We start from the raw sequence: 11,745 nt of genomic DNA on the forward strand, positions 1-11,745 counted from the left end.
AGGGCGGCACTTTCACGTGAAAGTGCCGCCCTTCGGCATTCCGGCGCTTCGCGACTTTCGGGGGTATGGCGGTTTTGTCCCCGCCCGACACACTGTGCGTGCCGGTACGGTGACCACGGGTGCCGACCGAGCCTCCATCCGTGCGGCGTGAGGAGATCCCCCGATGGCGTCAAGGTCCCTGTCCCGGCTCGCCCTCGCGGCGACCGGTGTCCTGCTCACCACCCTGCTCGGCGGCCCGGCCACCGCGCAGCCCGCGGACACGCCGGTCTTCTGGCGCGTCCCGGCCACCGCCGCCCAGGCACAGGCACTCGAGGCGGCCGGGTTCGACGTCGAGGAAGGGGACGCGGGCGCCGTCCTCGTCGTCGGCGGGCAGGCCGTCGCGAACCAGCTGCGTGCCGCCGGTTTCCGGCCGTCCTACCACGACACCGTCTACAAAGAACTCCCCGCGCGGGGCAATTCCCTGGAGGCCGACACCTACTACGGCGGGTACCGCACGGTCACCGCGCACGAAAACCACCTCACCGCCGTCGCGGCCGCGCACCCCGACCTGGCCACGAAGTACACCATCGGCCAGTCGTGGAAGAAGACGAAGGGTCAGGGCGGGCACGACATCCAGGCCCTCTGCCTCACCAAGAAGCAGTCCGGCGACTGCACGCTCTCGACGACGTCGCCGAAGCCGAAGTTCTTCCTGATGGCCCAGATCCACGCGCGCGAGCTGTCGACCGGCGAACTCGCCTGGCGCTGGATCGACTACCTCGCCGACGGGTACGCCACCGACGCCACCGCGAAGTCCATTTTGGACACCACCGAGGTCTGGGTGGTGCCGATCGCCAACCCCGACGGCGTAGACATCGTCGCCTCCGGCGGCAACTCGCCGAAGCTGCAGCGCAAGAACGCGAACAACTCCCGCGGCAGCTGCACGGGCACGAACATCGGCGTCGACCTCAACCGCAACTCGACGTTCAAGTGGGGCGCCGACTCGAACTCCGCCTGCGCCGAGACCTACCAGGGCGTGAGCGCCGGTTCCGAGCCCGAAGTGCAGGCGCTGGAGAAGCTGGCCCGCGCGATCTTCCCCGATCAGCGCGGCACCGGGAACAACGACCCCGCGCCGTCGACCGCCAAGGGCACGATGATCACGCTGCACAGCTACGGCAACGACATCATCATCCCGTGGGGCTTCACGCAGGCCACTTCGCCGAACGACGCGCAGTACCGGCGGCTGGGCGCGAAGTACTCGGCGTCGAACGGCTACCTCGTCGGCACCAACGAAGAGACCGTCGGCTACGACACGAGCGGCACCACCGACGACTTCACCTACGGCGAACTGGGCGTCGCGAGCGTGACGTTCGAGGTCGGCGGCTCCAGCGGGACGTGCGGCGGCTTCCTGCCGAGGTACACCTGCGTCGACAGCACGTTCTGGCCGAAGAACAAGGGCGCGCTGATCACCGCCGCCAAGGCCGCGGCGGCGCCGTACCAGCAGTGAGTCACGGCCGGCAGGCGTAGATGCAGTTCTGCGGACGCGGGGACTCGAGCACGCTCACGTGCCCGAACCCCGCGTCCGCGAGCATTTCCGTGGCTTTCTCGGTGCCCCACATGGCTCCGAGCGCGGCCCCGCCTTCGGCGAGCGACGTCGTGGTGCAGTACATGAGGCTGATCGAGTAGCACAGCGCGGCCATCGGGTTGCCGACGTTGTTCTCGACGTGGCTCGAGAAGTTGGTGTCCACCATGAAGAACAGACCGTCTTCGGCCAGGGCGCCCCGGATCCGGCGCAGCACGACGTCCGGCCGGTCCTGGTCGTGGACGGCGTCGAAGGCGGTGATGACGTCGTATTCGCCGGCCAGGCACGCGGCGTCCCCGACGACGAACTCGGCGTTCGGCAAGTCTTCCGCGGTCTCCCGCGCCTGCTCGACGACGTTTTCGTTGATGTCGAGTCCGGTGAACCGCGACGCGGGGAACGCGCGGGCGGCGACGGCGATGGCGTTTCCCGTGCCGCAGCCCAGGTCGAGCACGCGCACCCCCGCCGTGAGCCGGTCTTTCAGGCCGGGGACCGCGCCGAAGAAGCCGTCCACGAGGTGCTCGCGGTAGATGTGCTTCCAGCTGTCGCCGGTCTTCGCGCCGAGGGTTTCGAGGTGGGGCCCGTAGGCCGACCGCGGGACGCCGCCGCCTTCGGCGAAGCTGCGTTCGAGGTCGGGCAGGATGCCGGTGAAGGCGCTCAGCGTCAGCAGCGACGGCATGAGGTTCGACGCGGTCTCGCCGAGCAGGAACTTCGCGTGCTGCGGCGGGAAGGTGTACTTCCCGGCGTCGAGGGTGAAGATGCCACCGGTGACCATGGCACCGAGCCATTCGCGGACGTACCGTTCGTGGAGGCCGGCGCGTTCGGCCAGTTCAGGGCTGGTGGCAGGCCCCCGAGCGGCGGCGGCGAGCAACCCGGTGCGGTGCCCGATCCCGAGCAGCATGGTCAGGGCGCTGCCGGTCAGGGTAGCCGTGAGGTGGGCCGCGAAGTCCTGTTCCTCCATGCGACCGGAGTCTACCGGCCGGGCGGACCGTCCGAAGTGGACGATCCGCCCGGCGCGGGGCGGCAGCGTGCCCGGTCGGCCGTTCGGACGGCCTGAGCGCACCGGCAGCCCGACTGGCCAGGGCGGACTCGATCGCCGACCCGGGCTTCGGCCGGGGCCCGGTCGGCAGCGGACCGATCGAGCGCCCGCCGCGGACTTCTCCGGCAACCAGCGGCCGACCCGACTTCGGCCGCAGGCCGGTCGGCAGCGAACCGATCAAGCGCCCGGCGGCCAAACCGGCCACGGCGGGCCGGCGGCCGACCCGTCAAGCACCCAGCGGCCAGGACGCCCGGCCGGGTTCAGGCACCTACCAGTTGCCGTCAGGCTTCCTCGTCCTCGAGACCGGCGTCGGCGAGCACCGCGTAGACCCGGCGCCGCGCGTCGGCGAGGATCTTCTTCACCTCGGCGACCTGCGCTTCCGTGCCGCTGTGCCCCACCTGGGCGGCCGCGCCGGACAGCTCGCCCAAGGCGTGCCACAAGGCGGCGAAGCGGTCGGCGTTGGGCGCCTCGTCGGGTTCCTCCCAGAGGGCGGCGAACTCGGCCTCCCGACCGGCGACGTGCTCCCGCCCGGCATCGGTCAGCTCGGCGACGCGGCGGCCGCCGGTCTCGGCCGTGCGCACCAGGCCTTCGTCCTCCAGCTGCTGCAGGATCGGGTAGACGGACCCGGGGCTGGGCCGCCACCGCTCGTTGGTGCGGCGCCGGATTTCCTGCATGAGCTGGTAGCCGTGCATCGGCTCCTCGGCGAGCAGCGCGAGCACGGCCGGCCGAACCGGACGGCTCGGCCCGCGCCCACGGAACTCCTGGACCCGCTGGAACGGGCCCGCCCCGCCGAACCAGCCGCCAGGCCCGCCGAAGGAGCCGGGCCCACCGGGGAACCCGGGCCCACCCGGCGCCCCGGGCGGCCCCGGCGGCTGCGGTGGGTGGGGCGGGCGGGGCGGGAAGCCGCCGCGGGCCAGGTCGGGGCCGGGGTCGAAGTCCTCGTGGCCGGGGAATCCGTGATCGTGCCCGTGGCCGGGGTGACCGTGTCCCGCGGGCCCGTGCCCGCCGAACAGCCCGCCTCCGAAACCACCGAACATCCGGTTCGCGCCTGCGCTCATCTCCATGGGTGCCTCCTCGGTTCGCCGTATCGCCGACACTACGACGATATATCGCCGTCCGATCGACGGCAACCTCCGGCTCGGATCGAACGCCCCACACCAGCGGTCACGGCCGGTTCGGCCCGGGCCGACTTCACCACCGCACCGTTTTGGCAGACCCAGGCCGCCCCCGCTCGGTGCCGGTCGCCCACACCACGCTCGGCCCTGACGACCCGCACTCCGCGCGGTCCCGGTCACCTCACACCACGCTTGACCCGGCCAACCCCGCACTCCGCTCGATCCCGGTCACCCCACCACGCTCGGCCCTGCCGACCCGCACTCCGCGCGATCCCGGCCAACCCACACCACGCTCGGTCCGGCCAACCCCGCACCGCTCATCCCCCCGCCGGCCTCAAACCGCCCCGGACTTCACGGCCAAGGTCAGCAACTCCGCCGCCGGCCCCGTCAACCGCCGCCCCGCCGGCCACACCGCCCGCAGCACCCGGCCCAGTTCCACCCCCGCCACCGCCACCGGCACCAACCTCCGGCCCGCGACCTCCCGCACCACGTCCAGCTCGCTGATCACCGCCGGCCCGGCCCCGGCGATCACCGCGTTCCGCACGGCCGACGCCGACCCCAGCTCCAGCAACGGCGTCACCGGCCCCGCCCCCGCCCGGCGCAACGCCGCCTCGACCGTGTCGCGCGTTCCCGACCCCGGCTCCCGCACCACCAACGGCGTCGCCGCCAGCTCCGCCGCCGTGAGCGGACGGCGGCGGCGCGCCCACGGGTGGCCCGCCGGGACCACCACCACCAGGCGGTCCGTCGCCACCCGGCGAGTCGCCAGGCCCGGCCACGGCCCCGGCGACTCGACGAACCCCAGGTCCACCCGCCCCCGCGCGACGAGGTCGGCGACGTGCTCGGAGTTCACCACCTCGAGCCCGACGTACGTGTCCGGCCCGGTCCGCTTCACCTCGCCGATCCACGCGGGGACGAAGTGCTCGGCCAGCGTCATGCTCGCCGCCACCCGCAGCTTCGCGCCGCGCTGGGTCCGCAACGCCTCCGCACCCGTGCGCAAACCGTCCACTTCGGTCAGGACGCGGTGGGCCCAGCCCGCGATCACCCGGCCGTCCGGGGTCAACGCGGAGCCGCGCCGGGTCCGGTCCACCAGGGACAGTCCCAATTGTCTCTCCAAAGTGGACAACCGCTTGCTCGCCGACGGCTGGGCGATGCCGAGCGCCGCGGCCGCCTGGCCGATGCTGCCGAGGTCGTCGACGAGCACCAGCAGGCGCAACGAGTCCAGATCCGGTCCGGTCATAGCCTCAGTCTATGACCTCCTGCCGGACCGACGGCTACCGCGCGCACGCGAACCCGGCGACGCTGGCAGCATGGCCATGACGTCGGCGAAAACCTCCGGTCTCGCGATCACCGCGCTCGGCGTCGCCGCGGCTTACGCGCTGAGCTCGGTCTGGCCGGTCGCCGGCGCGCTCACCGTCGCCGTCGTGCTGGGCATCGTCGCCGGCAGTGCGCCCGTGCTCACCGACGAGCACCGCAAGGCCGTCGCCCGGCTCACGAAACGCCTCTTGCGCGCCGGCGTCGTCCTGCTCGGGCTGCAGCTCGCCGTCCCCGCCGTGCTCGCGCTCGGCGCCGGCACGCTCGCCGCCGTCGTGGTGACGGTCGCGGTCACCTTCCTCGGCACCCTCGCCCTCGGCCGGCTGGTCGGCGTGCGGCGCGGCCTCGCCCTGCTCGTCGCCACCGGGTTCTCGATCTGCGGCGCGTCGGCGATCGCGGCGATGGAGGGCGTCGTCGACCGCGAGGACGAAGACGTCGCGACCGCCGTCGCGCTCGTCACCTGCTACGGCAGCCTCGCCCTCGGCGTGCTTCCCCTGCTCGCGCACGTCCTCGGCCTGGACGCGACCCGGACCGGCAGCTGGGCCGGGATCTCGGTGCACGAGGTCGCGCAGGTCGTCGCGGCCGCCGGACCCGCAGGCGCGGCGGCGGTCGCGGTCGCGATCGTGGTCAAGCTGAGCCGCGTCGTCCTGCTGGCGCCGGTGGTCGCGCTGGTCGGCGCCGCCGAACGCACCCGCCGCGGCGGGCACGCTCCCCTGGTCCCGCTGTTCGTTCTCGGGTTCCTCGCCATGGTCGCGGTCCGCAGTACCGGGCTCGTTCCCGCGTTCGCGCTCGACGTCGCGAAGACGGCGTCGACGCTCTTGCTCGCCGGCGCGCTGTTCGGCCTCGGTTGCGCCGTCCGGCTCGGCTCGCTGTTGCGCGGCGGCGGCCGGGCGCTGCTCCTGGGTCTCCTGTCCACGCTTCTCGTGGTGGCGACCGGATTCGGCACGCTGGCCGCGTTCACCTGATGTTTCCCACCCGGCCATGAATAGTTCGTTATACGCCGGGTTGTACGGGTCTTGTACGGGTCGCGTCGACGCTACCGCCGAGACGTAGGACGTAGAACGAATCCGTAGGGAGCTTTCACCGTGAAGATCACCCGACTCGCCCAGGGCCTGCTGGCCGGGCTGCTGGGGTGCGCCGCCGTCGCCGTCCCGGCGGCCGTCGGCGCCGCGACCGCGTCGGCCGACGTCGCCAGCACGCTCGTGTTCACCAAGAACACCGAAGGCCACGACTGCTACCGCATCCCGACCATCGTCAAGGGCAACAACGGCGATCTGCTCGCCTTCGCCGAAGGCCGCAACGGCGGCGCCAGCACGTGCGCCGACCTCGGCGAAATCGACCTCGTGCTGAAGCGCTCGACCGACGGCGGCAAGACGTGGGGCGCGCTGCAGACCGTCATCAAGGCCAACGGCGACACCAAGGGCAACCCGGCGCCGATCGTCATCCCGGGCAGCAACCGGATCGTGCTGCTGTCCACCATGCAGTGCTACACCAACCCCTCCTGCGGCCGCGTCCCGCGCGTGTCGATCAGCGAGGACAACGGGAAGACCTGGGGCGCCCCGAGAGTCCTGACCACCGAACTCGGGTTCGCGAGCGCGCCCGGCTGGCTGGCCACGGGCCCGTCGCACGGCATCGTGCTCACGCGCGGTGCGCACGCCGGGCGGATCGTCGCCGGGATGAGCTACACGATCAGCGGCAAGAACACCGGATCGCTGGTGTACAGCGACGACCAGGGCGCGACCTGGCACCGCGGCGCGACCGACACGTCCACTTCGGACCTGATGAACCCGCAGGAGATCAGCGTCACCGAGCTGAAGGACGGGCGGATCTACGCCGCGGCGCGCAACGACGCCAACAGCGACGACAAGTGCCTCTCGGACGGCACGCACAACCGCGCGTTCGCGATCAGCTCGGACGGCGGCGCGACGTTCAGCTCGAAGTTCGCCTTCGCGACCGACCTCGTCACCCCGACGGTCGAGGGCTCCACGGCCCGGATGAGCGCGACCGACACCGGCGGCAAGTACAACCGGATCGTCTTCGCCGCACCGTCCACCTGCGACCGCCGCAAGGAGCTGCGCATCCACTCGTCGTTCGACGAGGGCGCCAACTGGACGGGCACGGCGGGCAGCCTGCTCGTGTGGGGCGACGACGCGGCGTACTCGGACATGGTGCAGCTGTCGCAGTCCTCGATCGGCGTGTTGTTCGAGGCAGGCCCCGAATTCCACGCGAACGACACGATCCGCTACGCGGCGGTGTCGGAAGCCCAGCTGGGCGCCCCGGCGTGCGGCGGCGGCTACAGCGTGATCGACCAGGCCCCGCTCGGCACGGCGGGCACGGTGTACCTGTCGTACAACGCGTCGAACGGCAAGAACTGCGTGAGCGCCATGAAGAGCACGAACGCGGGCACGGCGACGCAGACGTCGGCGTACTTGGAGGTCCAGGGCTCGACGCGGGTGACGGACTCGGGAGCGTTCTCGTACTTCGCCGGCCCGGTGACGGCGGCCGCGGCGGACAAGTGCGTCAAGTGGGGCGGCGCTGTGGACGGTCAAGCCTACAACAGCGAGTTCGAGCACTGCAGCTGAAACCTCCGGGGCGGCCGGGTTTCCGGCCGCCCCGGCCGGCGAGGCGAGAACTTCACGCAGGAGCGAGCGCCTCAACGTAAAGGCTGCCCAACCGAGACCGGCCGCCCGGGGCGCGGCCGGACTCGAGCCCGGCCGGGCCCACCCGCCCGCCGCCGTAACGATGTCATTGCGCCGAGTGGGTGACCCCCGTGTTGCGAATCGTGGCCCCGCAGCGATGTAACCGACATGGTGTGGCCCGAGGACGATGCCCGGCACCGCGAGGTGCTGGCGGCCCTCCGCGCCTGGGCCCGGGAGATCGACGCCGTCCCCTATCCCGCCGGCCTGGGCATCGACGCCCTGATGGCCCGCTACTACGCCAGCCTGCGCGGTGACCCGGAGCCCGGGATGGAGCTCGTCGTCACCACGACCGCCGAGGTCAGCGTGCTCTCCGTGCACGGCGACCTCGATCTGGCCGGCAGCCTGCGGCTGCGGTCGCGGCTCACCGAGGAGCTCGGCCTGCACCCGGCGGTGCTCGTCCTGGACCTGACCGGCGCCACCCACTGCTCCGCTCGGGGCGTCGCCGTGCTCGTCGAGGCGACCTCGGACGCCGCCGAAGCCGGCGTCCCGTTCGCCATCGTGGGCTGCGCCCCCGTGGTGCGCCGGGCGATCGACGCACTGGGCCTGGGTGACGCTCTCCCGCTGCACTTCACGACGGCCGAGGCGATCGAGTGGCTCCGGCTCCTGGAACGGCTGAAGACGCTGCACTGACACGCTCCCGCGCCACCCGCGTCCGCCGGGCTACGTCGTCCCCGCCGGGGCGGTCGTCACCGCCGACTCGCCGAAGCGGATTCCCTTGGCCTCCTTGCCGATCGCCGTCAGGACCGCGACCACCACCAGTCCCGGCACGACTGTCCACAAGAGAGCCGACGAGTACCCGTGGGCTTCCGCGATCGCCTGCTGGATCGGCAGGTTCAGCGCCGCCAGCAGGTTGCCCAGCTGGTAGGTCACGCCCGGGTAGAAGCCGCGGATCGCGTCCGGTGACATCTCCGTCAGGTGCGCCGGGATCACGCCCCACGCGCCCTGCACCATGATCTGCATCAGGAACGAGCCCAGCGCCAGCATCCCGGCGCCGTGGTCGAACGCGAAGATCGGGATCACCGGCAGGCCCAGCACCGCGGCCGTCACGATCGTGCGGCGCCGGCCCAGCCGCTCCGACAGCGTGCCGAAAGTGAGGCCGCCGATGATCGCGCCGACGTTGTACAGCACCGCGATCCACGTGCTCGTCGACGCGCTCAGCCCGGCGCCGCCGTTGTCGTGGGCCTTCAGGAAGCTCGGGTAGACGTCCTGGGTACCGTGGCTCATCCAGTTGAACGCCGTCATCAGCAGGATCAGGTACCCGAAGCGGCGGATCACCTTTCCGTTCAGCAGGACGTCCTTGACCGACGTCCGCGTCACCTTCAGCTTTTCCCGGGTCGCTTCCCAGACCTCCGACTCGCGCACCCGAGCGCGGATCAGCAGCGTGATCAGCGCCGGGAAGATGCTCAGCACGAAGATCCAGCGCCACTCGAGGCCGAGCGCGGAGTGGAACAGCAGGTACGCGAGCGCGGCCAGCAGGTACCCGATCGAATAGCCGACCTGCAGCAGGCCGGAGAAGAACCCGCGCCGCGCGACCGGGATCTTCTCCATCGCCAGCGCCGCGCCGAGACCCCACTCGCCGCCCATGCCGACGCCGTAGACGAACCGCAGGACCAGCAGCACCGTGAAGTTCGGCGCGAACGCGCAGAGCAGGCCGGCCACCGAGTACAGCAGGACGTCGGCGATCAGCGGGATCCGCCGGCCGACCCGGTCGGCCCACAGGCCGAAGAGGAGGGCGCCGACCGGGCGCATCACCAGGGTCGCCGTCGTGATGAACGCCAGCTGGGACGCCGTCGCGCCGAACGACTTGTCCTTCGCGATGTCCGCGAGGACGAAGACGACGAGGAAGTAGTCGAACGAGTCCATGCTCCAGCCGAGCAGCGCCGCGAGGAACGCGTTGCGCTGATCGGATGTAAGCGCTTTCTTTCCTCCTGCGGGCGCCGCCTGCCGTTCCGTCACGTTTGCCCCGTCCCGTCGGTTCTTCACCGGAAGACCTCAGGGCTGGTCTAGCACCCACCGGCCCGCGCGGGCAAGGGCTACAGCGTCACGCGCGTCCGGACGCGCCGGCCGACGTCGCGGGCCCACGCCTTGATCCGGTCCCAGTCGCGGAAGTCGCCCGCGCGCTGCCCCGACGCCATCAGCCGCGGGATGAGCCCGCGCACGGTCGCCGGGTCCAGCCGGCCGCCGAAGGTCGCGGTGCGCTCCGCGTCGATGCGCGCGGCGAGCAGCGCCACGTTCGCCGGCAGGCTGACCTGGTGGGTGGCGGCACCCGGGCCGCACGGTCCGCTGTGGAACAGCCACACCGGGCGCTCGGCGAGCGCCCGGGCGTTGCGCTCCAGCAGCCGGACGGCCTCGGGCCGCCAGCGGTGGTAGTACAGGGCGCTGCCGACGACGACCGCGGCGTAGTGGGCGACGGTGGCGACGTCGGCGGCGTCGCGCACGTCCACGCTCAGGCCGGCTTCGCCGAGCTCGGCGGCGATGACCTCGGCGATCTGCCGGGTTCCGCCGTGGCGCCCGGCGTAGGCGACGAGGACTGCGGTCATGCGTCCCATTGTCGGCCCTGCCGCGCGGTCTTGCGCCGCGGGCCGCTCACGATCCGCCATACGGGCGCTCCGACGTTGCTCTCCGTGGCTCCCGGCCCGCCTCGGCAACTCAGTCCGGTGAGAGGAACGCGGGTCGCTGCCCGGGGTCGGGCGGGTCGTAGTACCGGTGGAAGACCGGGGTCTGGCCGCCCGACAGCGGCGGGACGATCCAGCTCCAGTCGGCCGGGCACCGCCGGCCGGCCCGCTCTTCGCGGTCCAGGTGGGACAGGAACCGCCGCGATTCGGTGTGGTGGTCGGCCATCGTCACGCCGGCCGCGTCGAACGAGTGCTGCACGGCGAGCGTCAGCTCGACCAGCGCCCGGTCGCGCCACAGCGTCCGCTCGGAGGCGGTGTCGAGGCCCATCAGCTCGGCGACGACCGGCAGCAGGTCGTAGCGCTGCTCGTCGGCGAGGTTCCGCGCGCCGATCTCGCTGCCGACGTACCAGCCGTTGAACGGCGCGGCCGGGTAGGTGACGCCGCCGATCTCCAGGGGCATGTTGCTGATCGCCGGCACGGCGTGCCAGCGCAGGCCGAGCCCGGCGAACCAGCGGTGGTCGGGGTGGGTCAGCGGCACCTCCAGGACGGCGTCCGCGGGCAGCGTGAACAGCCGCGGCTCGCCCGGCTCGGCCTCGATCAGCAGCGGCAGGACGTCGAACGAGCCTCTGCGTTCCGGCGGCCGCCAGCCGAGTCTTCGCACCCGCTCGGTGAACTCGGCGTAGCGCGGGTCGCCGAGGACCGAACCGTCGTCCAGGCGGTACCCGGCGTACCGGATCAGCTGCTCGTTGTGGATGCGCGGCCCCGGCCCGGCGGGCGTGTCCGGGGCGAAGACGGTGATCGTCGGCCGGATCCGGCCGCCGCGGGTGGCCTGGCGCAGGTGGGCGACGCACTCGCCGGCGATCGCGGCGGCGCCGGTGACCCGGCGCCGGTCGCGGATCCGGAGGCTGTGCCAGTACAGCCGGCCGATGCAGCGGGCGGAGTTGCGCCACGCGACGCGCGCGCCGTACGCCAGCTCGGTCGCGGTGTGCCGGTAGGTGCCCGTTTCGGCGATTTCCGCGCGGACCTCCGCGAGGCGGGTCTCGAAGCGGTCGCCTTCGTCGGCGGCGCCTTCGGCGAACATCCGGTCCAGGAATTCCTCCGCCGCCGCGGAATTGACGTCCTGCTCCCCCGAGACGCGTTGGTAGATCGGCAGCGAGGGCGTCACCCGCTCGGGTGTAACCGTCATCGAGCTTCCCCACTCTCCGGAATCGTCTGCTGCATCCCGACGGAAAGGTTCACCGTTCCTCCGATGGTCGCCGGCAACGAGGCAGGCCGAAGCCGCTGCCACCACAGCGACTCCGGCCAGGCCGGGGAGAGTACCCCACGTTCTCCCGGACGCAATCCACCGGACGTGAACAGCGTCGCGTCGCGTCCGCCGATTCCGTTCCCGCCAGCGAAAACGTCGGAAAAA

At 72.1% G+C, this 11,745-nt stretch carries 10 protein-coding genes; 4 read left to right on the plus strand and 6 right to left on the minus strand.

From position 1 onward, the window contains the following. Nucleotides 1-163: 163 nt before the first annotated feature. Nucleotides 164-1,483, plus strand: a complete 1,320-nt coding sequence (locus ABFJ78_RS33205; protein WP_436390764.1) for a M14 family zinc carboxypeptidase — start codon at nt 164-166, stop codon at nt 1,481-1,483. 1 nt (nt 1,484) lies between these two features. On the opposite strand, the gene ABFJ78_RS33210 is transcribed toward ABFJ78_RS33205, so the two are convergent. The 3 genes from ABFJ78_RS33210 to ABFJ78_RS33220 form a co-directional block, all read right to left on the minus strand. Then, nucleotides 1,485-2,516 carry a class I SAM-dependent methyltransferase gene (locus tag ABFJ78_RS33210; RefSeq protein ID WP_436390766.1) on the minus strand — a complete coding sequence of 344 codons (1,032 nt, stop codon included), beginning with the start codon at nt 2,514-2,516 and terminating at the stop codon, nt 1,485-1,487. A 359-nt stretch (nt 2,517-2,875) separates the two neighbouring features. Continuing rightward, on the minus strand, nt 2,876-3,658 hold the full coding sequence (locus tag ABFJ78_RS33215; protein ID WP_436390768.1) for a PadR family transcriptional regulator: 783 nt from the start codon (nt 3,656-3,658) through the stop codon (nt 2,876-2,878). 385 nt (nt 3,659-4,043) lie between these two features. Beyond that, nucleotides 4,044-4,946: a LysR family transcriptional regulator gene (locus ABFJ78_RS33220; RefSeq protein WP_436390770.1), complete on the minus strand. Its 903-nt coding sequence runs from the start codon at nt 4,944-4,946 to the stop codon at nt 4,044-4,046. Nucleotides 4,947-5,016: 70 nt separating this feature from the next. Between ABFJ78_RS33220 and ABFJ78_RS33225 the strand changes: the two genes are divergently transcribed. From ABFJ78_RS33225 to ABFJ78_RS33235, 3 genes are all read left to right on the plus strand, one after another. Further along, the gene (locus tag ABFJ78_RS33225; protein WP_436390772.1) at nt 5,017-5,985 is read left to right on the plus strand and encodes a YeiH family protein; all 969 of its coding nucleotides are present in this window, start codon (nt 5,017-5,019) and stop codon (nt 5,983-5,985) included. Between the two features lie 120 nt (nt 5,986-6,105). After that, nucleotides 6,106-7,602, plus strand: coding sequence for a sialidase family protein (locus ABFJ78_RS33230; protein WP_436390774.1), 1,497 nt, complete (start codon nt 6,106-6,108; stop codon nt 7,600-7,602). 225 nt (nt 7,603-7,827) lie between these two features. Then, a complete protein-coding gene (locus ABFJ78_RS33235; RefSeq protein WP_436390776.1) occupies nt 7,828-8,349 on the plus strand; it encodes an STAS domain-containing protein in 522 nt (173 codons plus the stop codon). A gap of 30 nt (nt 8,350-8,379) precedes the next feature. Here ABFJ78_RS33235 and ABFJ78_RS33240 read toward each other — a convergent pair whose 3' ends face one another. From ABFJ78_RS33240 to ABFJ78_RS33250, 3 genes are all read right to left on the minus strand, one after another. Beyond that, a complete protein-coding gene (locus ABFJ78_RS33240) occupies nt 8,380-9,675 on the minus strand; it encodes an MFS transporter (protein ID WP_436390778.1) in 1,296 nt (431 codons plus the stop codon). A 77-nt stretch (nt 9,676-9,752) separates the two neighbouring features. Further along, nucleotides 9,753-10,259, minus strand: coding sequence for a flavodoxin domain-containing protein (locus ABFJ78_RS33245; RefSeq protein WP_436390780.1), 507 nt, complete (start codon nt 10,257-10,259; stop codon nt 9,753-9,755). Between the two features lie 109 nt (nt 10,260-10,368). Then, entirely contained in the window at nt 10,369-11,520 is a 1,152-nt protein-coding gene (locus tag ABFJ78_RS33250) for a nitric oxide synthase oxygenase (RefSeq protein WP_436390782.1), read from the minus strand. Nucleotides 11,521-11,745: the final 225 nt, after the last annotated feature.

The sequence above is a fragment of the Amycolatopsis sp. MEPSY49 genome (assembly GCF_051337345.1).
In the GTDB taxonomy this organism is placed as follows: domain Bacteria; phylum Actinomycetota; class Actinomycetes; order Mycobacteriales; family Pseudonocardiaceae; genus Amycolatopsis.